Source organism: Succinispira mobilis DSM 6222, from assembly GCF_000384135.1.
GTDB classification, from domain to species: domain Bacteria; phylum Bacillota; class Negativicutes; order Acidaminococcales; family Succinispiraceae; genus Succinispira; species Succinispira mobilis.
Window position 1 is genome coordinate 1 of the sequence record NZ_KB913028.1, and the last position, 20155, is coordinate 20155.

Sequence of the window (20155 nt, forward strand, 5' to 3'; positions counted from 1 at the left end):
CAATATATTTATTGAAAAAGCTAATCTGCTCATTCTACCTATTTGTTTGTGATTTTTAAAACTTTTCTTGTTTTGTTTTGACTTTAAGCAGGATGCGCTTACGCAGTAAACTGCATTTCGCTTATGCAATTTAAAGAACAACTTGTTGCACTTTGAATTGTATTCCATACTCGTTTGTCCCGCACATTCATTATATAATCGTATGATTATCTTACCATTATCCAGTTTTCAAGGAACATCTTGTCAGCCACTTTCTTGACTGCTGAACTAGTTTACTACTTCAACCGTCTTTTGTCAAGCTTTTATTTCGTTTAGTCTAAACCTGCTCGGTGACGACTTTTATATAGTAACATTCTCTAGAGAAGTTTGCAAATAGCTAATTCCTGCTTTTCATTGCTTTATTCGCTTTTATTTTCTTTTTTCTTTTTTTTTCGACTTTTTCCGCCTTTTTGTTAACTTCTTAACAAAAAGGCGAAGTGGATTATCCACTTCGCCTCAAAGCCTAATTATCAGGAGTTGCGCAGCTTTTTAGTATACAACTGCCCTTTCATAATATTAACTTAAGTTAGATAATATTATATTTGTCCCAAAAACTTTAATAATCCTTGTGCAATTAGCGCTGAAGCAATATAGGTCCCTGTGAAAACTACACAAGATACTACCACTACCCGCCAACCTAATTTTTTTAACGCATCTAAATCTCTACCAATTGCAATCCCAGCATAGGCCAAAATAGGTGTAGTTAAAGCTAGAAAGTTAACTTTTTTAATAAGTGCATTCATAGTTTCTGCACCTGGGAAGCCCGGATAAGTTACTATACAACCTAAAGTTACTACATAAGCAACACCAGGTATTCCACCCGGCATATATTTTCCTAATAAGATCCCCCCCATAGAAATTGCTATTAATATCAGCATTCCTGGCAAGGCTTCAAGTATGCCATTTTTAAACCCAACGAAATTCCCCACCAAGGACATTAACCCAACTAACAATAATACATATAGTGTTTCTTTCAAGTTCATTATTTCGCATCCTCCCCTTGTGGTAAAACACCATATTTTAATCTGTAAATTCGTTTGTACAACCATTCACTAAGCGGCAAACCCATCCATAGTGACATATATATTCCATCTAACCCACTTAACATGTTACTTGCTGCTCCAAAGGCAGCAATTTGTTCAGCCATTTGCGGATACATAACTTGTAAAGAACCTACTGCTGCCGTCATCATGCCAGCACTACCTACCCCTGAAGCCATAGCCAAAGCATAAGGATGCAAAGGCGTATAAGCCGCGGCAAAACTAGCCATAAGCCCAAAAAATATCGTTCCAAATACGGTACCGCAAATATAAACACCCATTACGCCGCGCCCCTCTGCGCCGCCCATACCATAAACATCGCCAATCAAGGCAACATTAGGCTCGCGCGCAATAGAATGTGCCGCACCAATACTCTCGCGTTTAAGTCCTAAATACATAGCTACAGGAATTCCGACAATAACCGTCCCTAGGTTTCCAAACTCCTGTAAAATTAAAGCCGGGCTTGCGCTTAAAATTTTAGGCAAAGATGGTCCTACCAAAGTTCCATATCTAGCCATCAATAACATCATTGTTAAACCCACCAACGAATTAGCATCTAACATGTCCTTATCGTTGACGATATTGGTAAACTTAGGTGTTAAAAGTATCCCCATAAGTAAAGCATATAATAGTGGTAATAATACAATTTTACCTACACCTAAAGTAATTGGGATAATACCAATCATTTCCGCAATTACAATCAAAGCAATTACCAAGGCATGTAATTTCAAGTTTTTCAAATTAATCCACCCTCCATTTTTTTATTCTTTGCAAGAAAAATAACTGTCTAATTTTTTAATATATTCTTCTTTAGTAAATACTGGTTTGAAATCTTTTAGAACTTCTTTTGCGGTAATTGCCTTATTAGCTAACAAATCGATTACTGTCATCGCCAAAGTTTTAGCTGGAACTATACAGGCTTTATAATAATCAACTACGCAAAAATCCTTCGAATGTAATTCTCCAGTTACTCCACCTGTAAAGGGGTGTATTACTGGCATCAAGTGCGAAACATCTCCCATATCTAAAGATGCCGCAAAATGATCCCGCTCAAACACTTGCATATCTGACGCAGCAACTTTAGCATTCTCGACAAAAAGTTTATTCATTTTTAAATTACTAATCAAAGGCAAATAGCCTGGCGTGGTTTTTATTACTACTTTCGCACCTACAGCCATAGCTCCTGCTTGCAAAGCTCGATCCACTTTTTCATGTGTTGCATCGATTGCCTGCATAGTTTTAGCACGCACGTAAGTCTCTAAACGCACATCAGCTGGTACTGAGTTTACCAAATCACCGCCCTTGGTAATAATAGGATGAACGCGAATCGCATCAGCATCGCGAAAAGTTTCACGCATGGCATGAATTCCCATCAACCCCAACATTGCCGCATTTAAGGCATTAACTCCTAAGTCTGGCGATTCTGCCGCATGAGAAGTTTCTCCAATATATTGGATAGTTTTGCCAATAAAACCATTACTTGACTTGCCAATAGAAACACTATTTGCTGGTTGATTTTTTTCCGAGTGAATCATCATCGCCATATCCACATCATCAAACTCGCCCAATCTGATTAATTCTTGTTTGCCACCTAAATATTTAATTTTTCCTTGTTCACGCAAAGCATTGCGATAAGCAATCTCAACATATTCCTCCGCAGGAACAGCCATGAAGGTAATTTTACCTGCCAGTTCTTGCATAATTCCTTCATTAAATGCAGTCGCTACTGCCAACAACGCTCCTAATTGTACCGCATGTCCGCAAGCATGTGCTGCACCAGTATTAGGGTCTGCTTTAGGGCTGTCTGCACACAAAACAGCGTCCAACTCTCCCAAAATCGCTACATTCACATCACCTGCGCCAATCGAAGCCTTAACCCCTGTCAAGGCTAGACCAGTTTGATAAGGCAGACCTTGCTTAGCAAAAAAACTTGCTATTTTGGCCGCTGTTTTTTGTTCTTTATACCCAAGTTCGGCCTCAGACTCAATACTCTTAACTAGGGTAATAACTTCTTGTGCCTGTTCATCAATACGCGCACATACAAGTTGCTTTAATTTTTCCATATCTTACTCCTTTCCCCTCAAAATAATATTTGTATTTTACCACAAAACACTGTTCTTGCCAACAATTAGTTGCTTTGCATTTTCTTTATTTTTAATTAGTTTTAACAGATTTTTGTTAAATACATTATCTCTTTTTTAAACCCTCGATACTATTACCAATGTAATCACTGTCTATTCTTCAAGAACATATTAGGGCTTTGTTTTTTCTACACAAACACAGCCCCAGTGGATAAATTAAGTTTACAAAAATATATAATTTATGTTAGAATATCTTTCGAGTTAATTATTCTAGAAACTGACTTTAGGAGAAAATAAAAAATTATGTTGAAACAATTTAAGAAAGATATCGATGTTATCATGGAACGCGATCCCGCAGTTCGGTCTAGACTAGAAGCGGCTTTATGCTATCCTGGTTTACATGCAATTTGGTTACATCGCCTTGCACATCGTCTATACAAAAATAATTATATTTTGCTCGCTAGAATAATCAACACTTTATCTCGTTTCTTAACTAATATTGATATTCACCCTGGCGCAAAATTAGGTGAAGGACTTTTTATAGATCACGGTTTAGGCGTGGTTATTGGTGAAACAGCAGAAATCGGCAAAAATGTTACCTTATATCAAGGAGTTACACTTGGTGGTACTGGTAAAGAAAGTGGCAAACGCCACCCAACAATCGGCAATAATGTTGTCGTAGCGAGCGGCGCCAAAGTTCTTGGTTCTTTTAGTGTCGGTGATAATTCTAAAATCGGAGCTGGTTCTGTAGTTTTAAAAGAAGTTCCTGCAAATTCCGTAGTAGTAGGTATTCCCGGGCGGATTGTTGTCCAAAACGGACAAAAAGTTTCCGAAGATAACGATGCCAATATCGACTTAAATCATGATCGTTTGCCCGATCCTGTAGCTGATTTCGAAAAAATGCTCCAAGACCACCTAGACTTAATCGAACAACGCTTACAAGAAATAGAACATAAATGTTTAAAACGCAAAATTCCTGAAACAAAAGAACAAAGAGGTGCTAATATTGAGTAAAAAACTTTCAACTCAAGAGGCTATAACCGAAGCCAAAAGATGTCTAAACTGTTTAAAACCAGCCTGTAGCAAAGGTTGCCCGATTGAAAATAATATCCCCCACTTTATCCGGTTCCTCGCTGAAGGCAATATTGGTTCAGCCTACGAAGTAATTGCCGAAAAAAGCAACTTACCAGCTGTTTGTGGACGCGTATGTCCTCACGAAAAACAATGCGAGGCCCATTGCATTCTCGCCAAAAAAAATAAGGCCATAAATATTGGCAGTCTAGAAATGTTCATCGCAGATTTTGCGGAAAACAATAATCTTTCGCCACTACCAGCTTCAAATGGTAGCCGCGGGAAAATTGCCGTTGTCGGTTCCGGCCCTGCTGGTTTAACCATTGCTGCAGATATGGCCAAGATGGATTTCGCTGTAACAATTTACGAAGCTCAAGCTGAGCCTGGCGGAGTATTGTTATTCGGAATTCCGCAGTTTCGTTTAGATAAAAACGTAGTAAGGCGAGAAATTCAAAAAACACAAAAGCTAGGTGTAGATATCAAAACTAACTGCGTAATTGGTACAGACGTAACCATCGATGAGCTTTTCACCAAAGGTTATGATGCTGTATTTATTGGTTCTGGTACTGCATTACCTAAAACTTTAAATCTACCTGGTAAAGATTTGCATGGAATTATCACCGCAACCTATTTCTTAAAAACTGTAACCCTCGCCAACAATGGTTACCTAGATAAATCAGAAATCGTCATGAAAGAAAATGATCAAATTATCGTTATCGGTGCCGGCAATGTAGCCATGGATGCGGCAAGAACTGCCATCCGCCAAGGTGCACGTAGTGTAAAAGTTGTTTATCACAAAACTCAAGCAGAAATGACCGCGCTTAATGTTGAATATCAAGGCGCTGTGGAAGATGGTATTGAATTCTGTTTTCTCAATAGTCCTCTAGCCTTTGAAGGTAGTGATAAAGTTACCGGTCTCCTAGTTGAAAAAATAAGCAAAAACGAAGCAGGCGAATTTATTAATACTGGTGAGAAAGAAATCCTTCCTGCCGATGTGGTGATTTTGGCTGTAGGCCAAAAACCTGCTAATCGAATAGTTTCTACCTGCCCACAAATCGAAATCGACAAATGGGGCTTTGTTATAACCCGTGAGCGACCTTATGGTATGACAACTTATCCTGGTGTATTTGCCGGCGGCGATGTAGTTCACGGTCCAGCTACCGTAGTTCTAGCCATGAAGGAAGCAAAAAAAATAGCTTTAGGTATGTCTCAATATGTCGATGCCAAAAAGCTTTTAGCCGAATGTTAAAAACCAATAAAAACAAGGGGCTGTCTCAAAATAGGTTTTAACCTGTTTTAGACAGCCCCTTGTTCATGTTATAAGTCTTTTTATCTAAGCAAAAAACACACAATAAAAAGGCACAGAGTATTGCCTATAAAGAAGGGCTGTATCAATAAATTATTTATACAGCCCTTCTTTTTTATTACAAAATTTATTTCACCTTATTTAATTTCTAGCTAAAACCCATAAGCCAATATAAAAAATTCTAGTTAAGCTCGCTCTTTTCGCATTTCAATGCCGTCCAAGCCTCTTTGCAAAGCATTATCGCCAACACTAACAACAGTGCCGACAAACCAGCTACAATTGGCTTATTTAAATTGTTAACCACTAGTTGTATTAGAGCCACAATTGTTGTCAGCAACATAAATGCCATTGGATACATAACAAAACGCGCATCTTTTTTCAAATCACGAATTATCCACACACCCAAAGCTAACAGGGCTAAAGCCGCCACCAGCTGATTAGATGCCCCGAATACTGGCCAAATAAGCTGCCATACCGCAACATTTCCCGTTTTTACAAAAATCAAAGCCAGTGCAACACCTACCCCAATTGCCGTAGCAATATACTTATCTAATTTCATATCAAAAAATTCTTGTAATTGATAACGTGCCAATCTAGTAGCTGTGTCTAGCGAGGTTAAAATAAATGAATTCAACGCCAACAGCCCAATTGACATTCCTAGTTTAGGAGCTATACCGATTAAAGCGGCAAATTGACCCAAACCTTGACCATAAACCACAGTAGGACCACCTTTAGCCATAACACCACTCATCATTATCGTACCTAAAGCTATAACACCTACCAAACCTTCAATTAACATCGCACCATAACCAACAGGTAAAGCATCGGTTTCACGTTTCAGTTGTTTAGATGTCGTCCCACTGCCAACCAAGGAATGAAAACCAGAAATAGCTCCACAAGCCACAGTTACAAACAACAATGGCCAAATATAATCACCATTAGCAGTACTAATTCCTTTAAAGGCCGCTAGTTTAACCTCAAATTTGTTGCCAAATAGCATCCCTACACCACCAATAAACAAAGAAAAATAGAGCAAGTATGATGCCAAATAATCACGCGGTTGCAACAAGAGCCATACTGGCATTACTGATGCTGCAAAAATATAAATAACTAAAAATATCCGCCAAGTATTAATATCTAAAGTAAAAGCACTTTGCACCCAAGGGCTATAACTGCCATAAATTACAGCGCCAAATATAATCGGTACCATAATCAAAGTGCTGACACTTAAAGAAACGCCAAAACGATAAATCAAAATTCCAAAAAACATTGCGACAAAAATATATAAGCTTGCCGAAAATGCTACTGCTGGATCAGCAGTAAAAGTTTGAGCGGCTAATTCCAAGAACACAGCAATAACTAAAGTCAAAGCTAGCCAAGTAAAAATTAAAAACAAGCGTTTGGCTTTAGCCCCAATCCATTTGTTAATTACTTCCCCAATTGAAAGTCCTTTATGGCGTACTGAGGCTACAATAGAACCCATATCATGTACCCCACCAAAGAAAATACTACCTAATAAGATCCAAATATAAGTGGGTAACCAACCAAACAAAGAAGCCGCTACTATTGGTCCGACTATTGGTCCAGCCCCAGCAATAGAAGCAAAATGATGCCCTAACAACACCGCGGGATGTGCTGGACAATAATCCATCCCATCATTTAACTTTGTTGCGGGTGTTTCTGCGTTGGGATCTAAATCATAAAGTTTTTTCTGAAACCGACCATAATACACATACCCTAATCCTAAGACAACTATCGCCACGATAAAAAGTGTCAATAACATAAAAACCCTCCAATTAATTTTTTATCTATCTCCACAGCCTAAGGCTGTAATTTTAACCCAGTTCTAATAGTTCTAATAAATCCCGAAATTTTTTCTGTGGCTTACAATTTTCTTGATAACCCCAAACTTCTAACCAGCCTTTAAAACCTAACGCAAATGACTTAACCTTTACTTTTTCTTGTGGATGCTGCCATAATAAGAATCTTTGTTTTACTACATCTGCCTTGGCTTTGTAGTTCGCCAAAATATATTCTACACTGTCCACCCCACTATGTTGCTCGACAATATAATCTTCCGCATAATATTCTGCCACAACCCCTATCATAGAGTCTTTTTTAAAAGTATTTCTCCGATAATAGCCCTGTAATCCATTATCTGTCCAAGGTGTAAACCCAACCTGTATCAGGCATTCTCTAATCTTCGAATTAACAATTAGCAACTTTATTCCTCCTCTCTCCAATATAAATTGTTGGAAAATATTAACGCTTGCGGTATAATGAACGAGTACGCCTCTTAAAGGTGAATTTTAACTAAAAGGTGATAAAGTTTTGATTAATTTAGATAATATAATTGCCATTGCTGAACAAAATATCGACCTAGGGGTTTTTCTGTTATCATTTACTGATGCTTTTATTTCCCCAATCGTTCCCGATATTGTTATAATCCCCGCCAGTATCGCCAACCCACAAAATGCCCTTTGGCTAGCTACCCTCGCAACTATTGCCTCAGTTTTAGGCGCTTTCATTGGTTATTTTATCGGCCACAAATTTTCCAATTTCGCTCAACAAAAAATAATCCCCAAAAAACATATGGAACACATTCGTTCCTTAGTAGAAAGATACGGTGGTTGGGCTGTTTTTTGGGCAGCGATGGCTCCTATACCTTACAAATTTGTGGCTATTAGTGCGGGCGTTCTAAAAATCAACTTGAAACTCTTTACGCTAGCTACAGTTTTAGGTCGCGGCAAACGCTTCTTAATAATCGGCATTGCCGTACATTACCTTGGACCACAGGTAATCCCCATTATCCATAAATATTCGCAACAAAGCGCAATTGCTTTAGCCTTAGTAATCTTAATTCTTGTTGGTTATGCCTATTTCCGCTATCGTAAAAAAAAAATTAGCTAAATAACATCTGCGAGTCAGCACAAACGTTTCCTTTTAGAGAGGACGTTTGTGCTATTATTTTTCTTGTCTATCACCAATATTCAATATTATAACCGATTTTATTTTTTTTGTAAGCATTTTTTGTTTATTTTTTTATTTTTAGCCTTTTTTTAGTGGACACAGGTTTTGTGAAAGTGTATAATTTACAACATCATCACTTTGAAAGGAGTTTTTTCATTTGAATATCCCGTTAATAATAATCCTCGTTTACATTTTCATTTTATTTAGCATTAGTCTTATTTCGCGCAAATACTCTCAAACAAATTCAGGCTTCGTTTTAGCTGGTCGTCAATTAAAGACACCCTTAATTATGCTTAATGTTGTTGGTATAGCCATTGGCGGAGCTTCTACAATCGGGGTCTCCGAAACAGCTTATAAAATTGGTCTTTCCGCTGGTTGGTACAATGGTGCCTGGAGCGTTGCAGCAATTTTAGTTGGATATTTTTTAGCAGGCAAGTATCGTGCTGCTAATTTTACAACAATAGCCGAATTTCTTGAGCGTTATTATGGTCAAAATTGCAGTATTCTTACTGTACTTGCTCAAATAATTATTCAAGTAGTAGTTACCGCTTTGCAATACATTGCCGGCGGCAGTATCTTGCATGCACTTTTGCCAGAAGTATTTACCTTCGAACTCGGACTTTTAACTAGTGCCATTGTTTTTGTGACAACAACTTTTATCGGCGGTCTTTGGTCTGCCAGCATTAGCAATATTTTAAATACGACTTTAATTTACTTCGGTATTATAATGGCAACAATTGCCTGCGTTTCTGCCCAAGGTGGCTTAAGCAATATTACTGCTAAATTACCAGCAAACAGTCCCCAAATGCTAGATTTTTTTGCCGGTGCAGGCACAGCAACTATCATAACCTGGTTCAGCGTAATGATTCCCATGGTCGCCTCTTTGCAAGGAGTAATTCAAGTTGCCTCTAGTGCTATCGATACAGCCTCTGCCAAGCGAGGTTACATGTTAGCTGGCGTTTTAATTTTTCCTATGGGCTTTCTTTCTGCCTTACTAGGCATTATCGCGCGCGCTACCTTTCCAAATGCCACGGCAACAACGGCAATGCCACTTACCATAATGTCACTCGATCCACTTTTAGCCGGAATAACCTTGGCTGCACTTTGGGCTGCCGATATTTCCACGGCTTGCAGCATGCTCCTGGGCGCCAGTACCATGCTTTCCCAAGATATTGGTAAAAAGATCATCAATCCTAATCTAAGTGCTAAAGCTTCTTTAACGATTACTCGTGTTTCTGTATTGGTGTTAGGTAGTATCGCCTATTTTCTAGCAGGAAAAGTTAGTGGTATCCTTAGTACTATTATGATAGGTCTAAGTCTTACAGCCGCTTTCACCTTATTAATGGTTGCAACTCTTTATTTCCCGAGCATCTGTCGTAAATCCAGTGGTTTTTACACTTTGTTAGCAGGATTACTTACTTTGTTTATTTGGCAACTTTTCCCTGCGGTGCGTATTTTACCACATCTGATTTACGCTGAATGGTTAGTATGTATTTCTGTCTTTACTTTGGTAGCAATTTTTGATAAAAATAAAATTGTCCTACCCGCAGAATAGCATTTCCACATTTAAAAAGCTATTGCCGCTTAAAATTAAAAAAATCGCCCTTAATTTTCTTCCAGTTCGACAGTTTGAGTGTATAGCTATTTATATTGAGCATGATTTGAAAATCCACCTTTGATTTGTTTAAAAACTTTATCATAAAGGATTTTTCAATATCATGCTCATTTTTTTGTAAAAAAACATGCTGTGATATACAGAATTTTTCCACACACCACAACATATATTATAGAGCCTTTTTTTGTAAAAAATATGTATTCTAGCATATCATTTGGTTGATACTGAGTAAAGACCGTGCTAAAGTACTAAAGGGTATTAGAAGCTTCACCAGTTTCCACAATAGATTATTATTCATTGCTTCTTCAAAAAGTTAAAACTGGATTAAGAACTTTTTCATTCTTAATCCAGTCTAAATATGTTTCTTTATTATTTACACCGCAACATTTTACACAGAGGCATCGCATATGTAGTTCGTTTCCTCAGACCAGAGCTTTTCCGCTGACTGCTATTTATTGACCCCTTGTCTCAGATAATTATTTCAAGCTAATGTTTAACCTTCGTATTGAACTTTTCCCAAAAGTAAGGCCGATACTGGGCGCACACGACAAAAAGGACTTGCAAATTTATTGCAAGTCCTAAAATTACATTTGGTGGGCGATGACGGGATCGAACCGCCGACATCCTGCTTGTAAGGCAGGCGCTCTCCCAGCTGAGCTAATCGCCCAAATGTGGTGACCCGTAAGGGAATCGAACCCTTGATACCGCCGTGAAAGGGCGGTGTCTTAACCGCTTGACCAACGGGCCTTAATATTTTGGTGATCCATGAAGGGCTCGAACCTTCGACACCCTGATTAAGAGTCAGGTGCTCTACCAGCTGAGCTAATGGACCATTAAAGTCATCCAAGTCAACACAACGGCAGGGGTAGAAGTTCTTCTACTCATGTCACTTTTTAATTATAACATGTAGATATATACGTGTCAATAATTAATAATTGTAAATTTGGTGATCCACCCGCGACTCGAACGCGGGACACCCTGATTAAAAGTCAGGTGCTCTACCGACTGAGCTAGTGGATCGCAACACAACAAAAGTAATTATATATTATAAGTTTTCTTTTGTCAAGAATTATTTTACAACATTTTTAATTATCGAAACTACTACACGAGCTGTATCATATAAATGCTCTTCTTTTATGTACTCTTCTTTCGTGTGAACTTTAGTCATCCCTGTCGCTAAAACTGCGCAAGGCACGCCATAAGAGTTTATAAAGTTCGCATCACTACCGCCTCCAGTAGCTTTAGTTTTTGCTTGCAAACCAATAGCTTCTATTGCTTTTTTAGCCGTTTGGATTACTGGATCTGTTTCTTGTAACACATAAGGATTATAGGCTTTAGCAGTTGTTATTTCAACTTCCCCACCATTTTCCTTAACTACTGATTCAAAAGTTTCAACCATCAATTTTAATTGTTTTTCCAATTTTTCAGGATTTCTACTTCTAGCTTCACTAATTATTTTCACATTATCGGGAACTACATTAGTGGCTGTTCCACCATTAATAATGCCTACATTAGCAGTTGTTTCTTCATCAATTCTTCCTTGAGATACGGCTGCAATTGCTTTTGCCGCTAAAGTGATTGCATTCAACCCAGTTTCTGGCGCTAAACCAGCATGTGCAGTCCGCCCTTTAACAACCGTCGTAATTTTGTATTGTCCTGGCGCCATAACAATAATTTCACCTGGAGTACCACTAGAATCTAAAGCATAGCCAAAATCAGCTTTCAACAATGATTTATCCATGTTTTTAGAACCATTTACGCCACCTTCTTCTGATACCGTAAATAAAACTTGAATATCACTGTGCTGCAATTTTTGTTCTTTAACTACTCTCAAAGCTTCTAAAATTGCTACTACGCCAGATTTATCATCGGAACCAAGAATAGTTGTCCCATCAGAAGTAATAATCCCATCTTTTAATTGTGGTTTGATTCCTGTGCAGGGTTCTACGCAATCCATATGGGCACTAAGCAACAAGCAAGGTCCAGCTACATTGCCTTTGAGAAAACCAAAAACATTGCCTGCGTTGCCACCAATTTTTTCTCCAGTATTATCTTCTTGAACTTCCAAGCCTAATGCTGCGAGTTTGCCTTTCAAAATATCAGCTATTTGTCTTTCATTTTTAGTTGAACAAGGCACTTGCACCAACTCGAAAAATTCTTTTAAAACTCTTTCTGTGTTTACCATTATTAAAAATCCCCCTATGTGTTTTTTTATTTATTAGAGGCTTTTAGTACGTGTTAGCTGCGAAAACACTTTTCTTGCTTGTTGTCTAACCTGTTCATCTATATAGGGTTCTATTAAGGCCAGCGTGTAAGTCAGCGCCGCCAAATCGTCTGTATAACCCAATACAGGCATGAAGTCAGGAATGAAATCCAAGGGCAATATTAAATAGCCTAACGCACCATAAACCTTTAATTTTACTGTTAAAGGCATCTTTGGATTTTCTGTTGCATAATATAACTCTAACGCTTTTAAGAGCAGCTCTTGCGTTAAATTTTTAATATTATGTTTTAATTTATTAAAAAACAGTTGTGGCGCAAAATATTTGCGGTATTTCAAATAACTCTTTTCTTCCATAAACTTTACTTTCTAGTTGGAACTACTTCTAACCAATAGCCATCAGGATCGGCAATAAAATAAATCCCCATTTTAGGATTTTCATAACAAATGCAACCCATTTCTTGGTGTTTTTGATGTGCCGCAGCAAAATCATCTACCCGAAAAGCTAAGTGAAATTCGTTATCGCCCAAATTATAAGCTTCTGTCCGATCTCTTAGCCACGTAAGTTCTAGTTCATGGCTGGTTTGTCCATCGCTCAAATACACAATGATAAAACTATTATCTTGCGGAACATGCCGGCGAATCTCTTTTAGTCCCAAAGCCTGTTCATAAAACTGTAGACTCTTTTCTAAATCCAAAACATTAATATTATTATGCGCAATCGTAAATTTCATGTAAACACTCCCTTTCTCTAAACTCTCTTCTTATTCTACCATGCAAGATTAACAATGAACATAATCAACATAATACAACCCACAATTATTTTCCCAAAAGCTGCTAGCAACTGCATACTGGCTGCAACGCAAGCTATATACCAGGAGCGATAACGTGTTTCTCCGCGCAAGCGTTCAATAATAAACGCAAAGCAAAAAGCACCAATACTTGCCCCTAATAAACTACCTACCAACGGCATAACTAAAGTCCCGACAAGACTGCCTATTATGGTTCCACAAGCAATAAAAAAAACTGTAAAAGTTGAAACCTGCTCTTTTTTTATTCCTAAAAAACTTACGCCAAATTCCCAAATTTCGCCTAAAATAAACATAATAAATAACCACAATAAAGTGTTACCTGTAAGTGTCGAAAAATCCGTACTAATGGCATATACAATTGCTAAAACTAAGATTAAGCCATTTCCAGCCAACCCAACTATCGTGAACATCAAAAACCCCAACGCCAAAACAGATAGCAAAATACTTACTAGCATCACCATTCCTCCCCTCAGTTTTCTGTAAGTTATAGCTTATTTCTTGTAAACAATTTCTATCAGTGTTAAAATAATCAAAATAAACTCTAGAAAAAAAGGAGCAACTTATGAACTTAGAAATTTTGAAACCTTGGTTACCAGCGCTACTTATTTTACTGTTATTTCTTTCTTTAAGATTAATTTGCTTTAAATACTTGATTAATTTTATAAAAAAGCTCGCAAACAAAACTACCTCCGAGTTTGACAATCAGCTAATCGAAGCTTTTGAACGGCCCTTCGCAGCTTTAATTTTAGTTTTTGGTATTTATTCTGCTTTAAACCTGGCTCCCCTAGATATCAGTAACTATAAAGTTCTTTTAAGCCGTTTAGTGCGCACTTTTAGCATCTTCTGTTTTTTCTGGGGCATTTATAATTTAACCAATGAAACTAGCGGTTTAATCAATCGTATTTTAACTTCCATGGGCTGGAAATGCGATACTGTTTTGGTCCACCTTATTGCCTCTAGTTCTCGCTTCATAATTATAACTTTGGCTTTTACCATGCTTGCAACTGAATGGAATTACGATATTAATGGTTTTATCACAGGACTAGGTCTAGGCGGTTTAGCTTTTGCCCTCGCCGCCAAAGATTCCTTAGAAAATATTTTCGGGGGAATTTTAATTATTGTCGATAAACCTTTTTCTATCGGGGATTGGGTGCAAACCGCTAGCGGCGAAGGTATCGTCGAAGAGATTTCTTTCCGCAATACTAAAATTCGCACTTTCACCCAAGGAATGATCTATATCCCCAACTCTAAACTTTCTAAAGAGGCTATTACTAATTGGTCTAAAATGACCAAAAGGCGTGTGCGTTTTAACATCGGTCTCACTTATGATACCCCTATCGATAAATTACAATTATGCATTCGAGATATCGAGACTATGATTAGTACTCATTCGGAAATCGATCCTAGTGATATTGTCGTTAAGTTTGATAACTATGGTGCTAGCAGCTTAGACATTTTAATTTCTTATTTCTGTATTCACAAAGATTATAGCAACTATATTCGCGTCAAAGAGGATGTTAATTTGAAAATTATGCAAATTGTAAGCAAGCACCAACTTAGTTTTGCTTTGCCTAGTGCGAGCCTTTACTTTGAGACAGCTTTGCCGCTAGAAAACCTCGATAGTCCTAATCATAAATTATAGCCACTTATTGTTAAACTCGACTTATTTAAATCAATAATATCGCCCTTCGCCGTCAAAATAACAGGTTGCTTAAAAGCCCTGTGGCGATAAATAATTTCCGCTTGTTGTCCATCGCTTAAGACAACCTGATTTACCAACAGGAATCCTTCTAAATACTCTTGAAAAACTTTACAGATCTCTGGATCGTATTTATCCGCTAAAAAAGGTATTTGAGTTACAAAATCAGAAATTTTCAATTTGTTGCCAGACTTATCTTTGCTATGCATCAAGATATCTACTTGATTTGCAAAACCAATAATTCTCGCATATTGACTTATATCCTTGCCTTTAGTTCCAGATGGGTAACCACTACCATCCATTCTTTCATGGTGTTGTAATACTCCTAAGAGAATATCTTTCTTTATTATTTTTTTATCCTTTAATAACACCATTGCCTTGAAGACATGGTTATTCATTTCTTTTTCTTGTACAGTTTTAGGGATATCTTGGTTAATATTACCGCCTGGAACCAAATTGCTCAAGCCAATATCATGCAATACGGCTGTGAACACCACTCCTACCACTTCTTTTTGATCCATTTTTAATAATTGTGCTACTTTTCCAGCCACAATTGCTACCCCTAAAGTATGAGCCACAAGGGCTGGCATATTAGGATAAGTGTGAAAAGCGTAACCAAGTACTCCCGTGGTATTATTTATATAGTTGGTCAGATCACTAGAAAATTGAATTATCTCCGTCATAAAAGTATCATTGTTGTGATTAGATTGTTCGAACAACCGCCTTAGATCAGTCGCAAATTGATAATAATCATCTACTCGTTCTTTTTTTAACAAAGAATGACGTTTAACGTTTAGATTGTTCGCGGCCTTAACAATTTTTTTGGATTTAGCATAACTTTTGCTGTATAATTTTTCATCACCTTGTCCAGCTAAAATACTTAAAATATTTTCAACATAAATCCCCAAAGCTTCTTGAGCTGTTTTTCGCCGTTCATCTGGAGTCATAGTTTCTGTTTCTAAAATCATCCGGTCTAGAAAAAGCTGTTCCGCCAAAGATTCGTCCGTATCAAACTCTTCTCTTATGCGCACAAACGGTACTTGGGCCTGTTGTAAAGTCAAAATCTGCTCGCGCGTTAAAATAGTGTGTTCTGACAAAATCACCTGTTCTGCTTGATTTACGGCATTTTCAGCAAGCACCATACCTGCTTGCAACTCATTTATCGCTAATCTTATCATCTATATCGCTCCTAGCTCTTTCTTTTTTGATAGTTATAAAAACAAACTCCGCCAATAGAAACCACCGCTATAAATAACAACCCCGCATTTTTTAAATTTAAAATTGTTGCCTCTGCCACAATTTGATTTTCTTCCCCGAGGACTAGATTCCACATTAAAGTCCTGCCATCTTCACTAACCTTGTTAGCATTACTTACATCAATTTCCGTAGGTAACTTCAAAATAAATTTCAAGTCAATTTGAGCTAATAAATTTTTTATAAGCCAATTTTCTTCCTTGGGTTGTAATTTTTCCCCTGTTCGCAAGTCAACATTTAAATCAATTTTATATTTATCAAATAAAAAACCTTTCTCTACGACTACTTGTGGCTTTTTTACTAAATTTTCTAAATTATCTTTAGCAGGCGTACTATTTATACTATTTTCTTTTGGTGTTACTTCTCCAGGCTTCGCGATTTTTTTATTTTGGGGTAATTCTATTTTTTGAAAGACCTTTAACTCGCGCATTTGAGACACATTATCAAAATTACGCACAGCTTGAAAACCTTCTAAGTTATTTTCCTTAATATCCATTACCTTAAAATTATCTTGAATAAATTTATCTTTCAAAAGTTTAAGATTTTCTTTTACAAAGGCTGGTACCAATATTTTGGTATTTAAACTGGCACTGCCTGTTCGGCCTAGTTCCAATAAGATTTCACCTTTAACACAACCTGTAGTTGAGAGCAAAATAAAAACTAATAAAATCCCTAATAGTAATTTTCGATATCGCAAAACTTAATCCTCGCTTTCGCTACTTATTCCTAGCATGATTATACCACTTTCGCAAATTTTAGCCAATTACCTAAATCCACTTTCCAATTCTTACAAATCATACGCAATTATGTTATAATACTATAAAAAATAGCAAAGGAGGCGTTTCTATTTATGAAAAAGTCACTAACTCTGCTGCTCATTATTATTTTCACTGTATTGCTTGTGGGTTGTGCTACTAACCAAAAGCAAGATTTCGGCAAAACAATTAAAGTTGGCGCTAATGCAATTCCGCATGCCGAAATTTTAAATTATGTAAAACCAATGCTTGCCAAAGAAAATATTAATTTAAATGTCGTAGAAATTAATGACTACATTCGTCCTAATCTTGCAGTTGCAGACAAAGAATTAGATGCCAATTTTTTCCAACACATACCGTTTTTGATGAAATTTAATAGTGAACGCAACCTTTCTTTAGTTAAAATCTGCAATATTCATATTGAACCGATGGCTATTTATTCAAATAAAATTAAAACTCTGGAACAATTGCCCGAAAGAGCTATTGTTTCTATCCCTAACGATCCTACTAATTCCGGCAGAGCCTTATTGCTGTTAGAAAAAGCCGGTCTAATTAAATTAAGAGAAAATAGTGGCCTTAGTGCCACCAAAGAAGATATTGTCACAAACCCCAAGAAGCTTGAAATAAAAGAACTAGAAGCACCTCAATTACCCCGTTCCTTAGTAGATGTGACTCTAGCTGTTATTAATACAAACTACGCTTTAGATGCCAAACTGCATCCACTAAAAGACGCGCTATACATTGAAGACAAAAATTCTCCCTATGTCAACATCTTAGTTTGCCGCCAAGGCGAAGAAACTCGTCCTGAACTTAAGGCTTTAGCTAAAGCTTTAAATAGTCCTGAGGTGAAGAAATTCATTAAGGAAAAATATAAAGGTGCTATAATTCCAGCATTTTAAACTTTATGAGGTGATAATTATGAAAATTGGTTTAACTGCTACTGCTAGCGAACTAGTAACTACAAACAATACGGCCGCCACTTTAGGTAGTGGCTTTTTAGATGTATACGCAACACCTGCCATGATTGCTTTGATGGAAAAAGCTGCTAGTTTAGCGGTTGCAGACTTTTTACCAGCAACTGAAAGTACGGTAGGCATCAGTTTAAATGTACAACATTCTGCCGCTACACCACTTGGACAGCAGGTTACCGCTACAGCAACTTTAGTTTCTATTGAAGGAAAAAAGTTAGTTTTTGAAGTTACTGCGAAAGATGAACAGAAAACAATCGGACAAGGAAACCACGAGCGCTTCATTATTAACATAGAAAAATTTTTAAATAAATTAAAATAACCCCTTACTTTGGTCGGTTAAAATATTTAAAGGTCAGGCTCCCGCTAAAAAGAGCCTGACCTTTTGCGCCTTATTTTTTTTGTGCTATAATTTATTAAAATACTGTTAAACAGAGGTCGTAATATTATGTTAAAAGTGCCTTTCGCGAAACTAGCCTCAACTATCAAAACTAACACCCTCAGCTATGCGCTTTGCTTACTTATACCAATTTTAGTTTTTATCGGCTACACTTATATAACTCATATTAAAACTCTACTTTTAACCGATGCGCGTAATTCTTTAATAGCAATTTCTACCCATACCAGTAAATCTATCGACCAAAGTCTTGATAATAACCTCTTACAACTAAAGCATTTTAATCTCAATCCTCAACTACACGAAGATTTATCTCTTGAAGAAAAAATCAAGTTAATCATCGCCGATCCTCACTATCAAACCTTCTCTAAAATAGCAATTGCTGATTTAGCAGGTAATGCGATAAGCAGTGATGGCGTAGCTTTTTCGATCGCCGATCGCGATTATTTTCAACAAGCTAAGCAGGGCAGCACAGTCGTTTCTGAGCCCCTAGATAGCCGTATTGATGATGGTCAAAAAATTATTGTACAGGCTCTGCCGCTAAGAAATAATGGCCAAGTAACTGGCGTACTCTTAGCTAGTGAACACCCTGAAAATATTACCAATGCTATTGCCAATATGTATTACCTAGGCCAATTGCGCTTTCTCATAACTAGAGATAACGGCCAAATTATTTCTCAATCAGCCACCGTGCCTATGATAACCGCCACTAACATTTTAGAACTATTTCACGCCCCAGAATACAGTGAAATTCTCCAACAATTAAAACATGGTCTAGCTAGCCGCACCCCCCTTACTTTAAATTATCGCCAAGATGACCGTGGCTATATCCTAAGCTATACTCCCATTCCTAACTTTGTTTATGACTGGCATCTTTTTGTAATCCTCCCCAACTCTGTTGCCCTGGCTCTAACTAATGAGGTTTTGCAATTAACCGCCGTATTAGTGTTTATAGTTATTGCCCTATTAAGTATTATTTTTATCTATATTTTAAAAAATAAAAAGGAATACATTGAAGCCCTAAAAATAAGTGACTATCGCTATAAAATTATCAGCGAGCAGACCGAGAATATTATTTTTGACTGGGATTTAACTAAAAACACTACTTATTTTTCAACAGCTTGGAATAATAAATTTACTTGTTCTCCACCTTTAAATATTTTAACCGATGATTTTTCTTCCTTGTATTCAGCCGATATTCCGCTTTTAAAAACAGCTATTGCCAAACTAGTTACGGGTGAACAAATAGCTGATTTTGATGTACGGGTAAAAACAGCCCACCAAAAATTCGTCTGCGTAAACATTCACCCCACGCTAATTTTCAACGAAGAAAAAAAGCCAATTCGCATAATTGGGGTTATAACTGATGTTACCGCGCGGCGTTTAAAGGAAATTGAAATTAAACAAAAAACCGAGTATGATCCATTGTCAAAACTCCTAAATCGTATTACCTTTGAAGAACGCGCACGCCAAACTTTAGAAACTGCTGCCAGTAACCAACAGCCCTTGGCCTTTCTTTTTGTAGGCATCGATGATTTCCGCTTATTCAATAACAACTACGGTCATGCTTTTGGCGACCGAGTTATAACCTTTATCGGTTCCTGCCTCAATAATTTCGCGCACAATATTGGTTTTGCTGGCCGTAATAGTGGTGACGAATTTATTGTCTGCGTAACCGACCCTAATAGCATTAATAACATTGAGTACATTACCAACAGACTTCAAGCTTTTCTTAAAGATGGCTTACATGCCCGCGAAAGTGATCCTAAAATAAGTGTTGGAAGTAGCATTGGTATTGTTAAATTTCCAGAATCAGGAAAAACATATGATGAATTGATAAAGAAAGCTGATGAAGGTATGTATAAAGCCAAAGCAGCTGGCAAAGGTCGCTATTATCTATTATAAGCAACACTCAACGTCGTTTTAT

At 37.2% G+C, this 20155-nt stretch carries 19 protein-coding genes and 4 tRNA genes; 8 read left to right on the top strand and 15 right to left on the bottom strand.

The genetic code is table 11. The annotated features are described in order from the left end of the window. Positions 1–575 precede the first annotated feature (575 nt). The 3 genes from SUCMO_RS0100005 to SUCMO_RS0100015 are packed head-to-tail and all read right to left on the bottom strand — an operon-like array spanning position 576 to position 3142. Positions 576–1022, bottom strand: a complete 447-nt coding sequence (locus SUCMO_RS0100005) for a hypothetical protein (RefSeq protein ID WP_019878286.1) — start codon at positions 1020–1022, stop codon at positions 576–578. Then, on the bottom strand, positions 1022–1819 hold the full coding sequence (locus SUCMO_RS0100010) for a DUF3100 domain-containing protein (protein WP_019878287.1): 798 nt from the start codon (positions 1817–1819) through the stop codon (positions 1022–1024). The genes SUCMO_RS0100005 and SUCMO_RS0100010 overlap by 1 nt, the downstream gene beginning before the upstream one ends. Positions 1820–1840: 21 nt before the next feature. Next, positions 1841–3142: an amidohydrolase gene (locus SUCMO_RS0100015; RefSeq protein WP_019878290.1), complete on the bottom strand. Its 1302-nt coding sequence runs from the start codon at positions 3140–3142 to the stop codon at positions 1841–1843. 321 nt (positions 3143–3463) lie between these two features. Here SUCMO_RS0100015 and cysE point away from each other — a divergent pair, with 321 nt between their 5' ends. Beyond that, positions 3464–4174: a serine O-acetyltransferase gene (gene cysE / locus SUCMO_RS10015; protein WP_019878291.1), complete on the top strand. Its 711-nt coding sequence runs from the start codon at positions 3464–3466 to the stop codon at positions 4172–4174. After that, positions 4167–5480 carry an NAD(P)-dependent oxidoreductase gene (locus SUCMO_RS0100025; protein ID WP_019878292.1) on the top strand — a complete coding sequence of 438 codons (1314 nt, stop codon included), beginning with the start codon at positions 4167–4169 and terminating at the stop codon, positions 5478–5480. The genes cysE and SUCMO_RS0100025 overlap by 8 nt, the downstream gene beginning before the upstream one ends. 238 nt (positions 5481–5718) lie before the next feature. On the opposite strand, the gene SUCMO_RS0100030 is transcribed toward SUCMO_RS0100025, so the two are convergent. Next, positions 5719–7320, bottom strand: a complete 1602-nt coding sequence (locus tag SUCMO_RS0100030) for a carbon starvation CstA family protein (protein ID WP_019878293.1) — start codon at positions 7318–7320, stop codon at positions 5719–5721. 52 nt (positions 7321–7372) lie between these two features. Then, positions 7373–7759 carry a hypothetical protein gene (locus tag SUCMO_RS0100035; protein ID WP_019878294.1) on the bottom strand — a complete coding sequence of 129 codons (387 nt, stop codon included), beginning with the start codon at positions 7757–7759 and terminating at the stop codon, positions 7373–7375. Positions 7760–7868: 109 nt separating this feature from the next. Here SUCMO_RS0100035 and SUCMO_RS0100040 point away from each other — a divergent pair, with 109 nt between their 5' ends. Further along, positions 7869–8447: a YqaA family protein gene (locus tag SUCMO_RS0100040; RefSeq protein WP_019878295.1), complete on the top strand. Its 579-nt coding sequence runs from the start codon at positions 7869–7871 to the stop codon at positions 8445–8447. A gap of 217 nt (positions 8448–8664) precedes the next feature. Then, positions 8665–10062 (top strand): sodium:solute symporter family protein, encoded by a 1398-nt coding sequence (locus tag SUCMO_RS0100045; RefSeq protein ID WP_019878296.1) that lies wholly within the window; start codon positions 8665–8667, stop codon positions 10060–10062. Between the two features lie 651 nt (positions 10063–10713). Here SUCMO_RS0100045 and SUCMO_RS0100055 read toward each other — a convergent pair. The 8 genes from SUCMO_RS0100055 to SUCMO_RS10020 form a co-directional block, all read right to left on the bottom strand. Then, positions 10714–10789 (bottom strand) — tRNA-Val (locus tag SUCMO_RS0100055). A gap of 5 nt (positions 10790–10794) precedes the next feature. Continuing rightward, positions 10795–10869 (bottom strand) — tRNA-Glu (locus SUCMO_RS0100060). A 9-nt stretch (positions 10870–10878) separates the two neighbouring features. Next, positions 10879–10954, bottom strand: a tRNA-Lys gene (locus SUCMO_RS0100065). A 112-nt stretch (positions 10955–11066) separates the two neighbouring features. Then, a tRNA-Lys gene (locus SUCMO_RS0100070) sits at positions 11067–11142 on the bottom strand. Between the two features lie 49 nt (positions 11143–11191). After that, on the bottom strand, positions 11192–12307 hold the full coding sequence (locus tag SUCMO_RS0100075) for a M20/M25/M40 family metallo-hydrolase (RefSeq protein ID WP_019878299.1): 1116 nt from the start codon (positions 12305–12307) through the stop codon (positions 11192–11194). A 33-nt stretch (positions 12308–12340) separates the two neighbouring features. Then, positions 12341–12700, bottom strand: coding sequence for a YkvA family protein (locus tag SUCMO_RS0100080; RefSeq protein ID WP_019878300.1), 360 nt, complete (start codon positions 12698–12700; stop codon positions 12341–12343). A gap of 5 nt (positions 12701–12705) precedes the next feature. Next, on the bottom strand, positions 12706–13077 hold the full coding sequence (locus SUCMO_RS0100085; RefSeq protein WP_019878301.1) for a VOC family protein: 372 nt from the start codon (positions 13075–13077) through the stop codon (positions 12706–12708). A 35-nt stretch (positions 13078–13112) separates the two neighbouring features. Further along, a complete protein-coding gene (locus SUCMO_RS10020) occupies positions 13113–13610 on the bottom strand; it encodes a DUF456 family protein (protein WP_019878302.1) in 498 nt (165 codons plus the stop codon). A 107-nt stretch (positions 13611–13717) separates the two neighbouring features. On the opposite strand from SUCMO_RS10020, the gene SUCMO_RS10025 reads away from it, so the two are divergent. Next, a complete protein-coding gene (locus SUCMO_RS10025; RefSeq protein WP_019878303.1) occupies positions 13718–14797 on the top strand; it encodes a mechanosensitive ion channel family protein in 1080 nt (359 codons plus the stop codon). Here SUCMO_RS10025 and SUCMO_RS0100100 read toward each other — a convergent pair. Continuing rightward, positions 14785–16032 (bottom strand): HD-GYP domain-containing protein, encoded by a 1248-nt coding sequence (locus tag SUCMO_RS0100100; protein WP_019878305.1) that lies wholly within the window; start codon positions 16030–16032, stop codon positions 14785–14787. The genes SUCMO_RS10025 and SUCMO_RS0100100 overlap by 13 nt on opposite strands. A gap of 11 nt (positions 16033–16043) precedes the next feature. Beyond that, positions 16044–16805, bottom strand: a complete 762-nt coding sequence (locus SUCMO_RS0100105; RefSeq protein WP_019878306.1) for a DUF3153 domain-containing protein — start codon at positions 16803–16805, stop codon at positions 16044–16046. A gap of 153 nt (positions 16806–16958) precedes the next feature. Between SUCMO_RS0100105 and SUCMO_RS0100110 the strand changes: the two genes are divergently transcribed. The 3 genes from SUCMO_RS0100110 to SUCMO_RS0100120 all read left to right on the top strand — a co-directional run bounded on the left by SUCMO_RS0100110 (position 16959) and on the right by SUCMO_RS0100120 (position 20133). Next, the gene (locus tag SUCMO_RS0100110) at positions 16959–17762 is read left to right on the top strand and encodes a MetQ/NlpA family ABC transporter substrate-binding protein (protein WP_019878307.1); all 804 of its coding nucleotides are present in this window, start codon (positions 16959–16961) and stop codon (positions 17760–17762) included. 19 nt (positions 17763–17781) lie between these two features. After that, on the top strand, positions 17782–18153 hold the full coding sequence (locus SUCMO_RS0100115) for a thioesterase family protein (protein WP_019878308.1): 372 nt from the start codon (positions 17782–17784) through the stop codon (positions 18151–18153). Positions 18154–18279: 126 nt separating this feature from the next. Continuing rightward, a complete protein-coding gene (locus SUCMO_RS0100120) occupies positions 18280–20133 on the top strand; it encodes a diguanylate cyclase domain-containing protein (protein WP_019878309.1) in 1854 nt (617 codons plus the stop codon). Positions 20134–20155 lie beyond the last annotated feature (22 nt).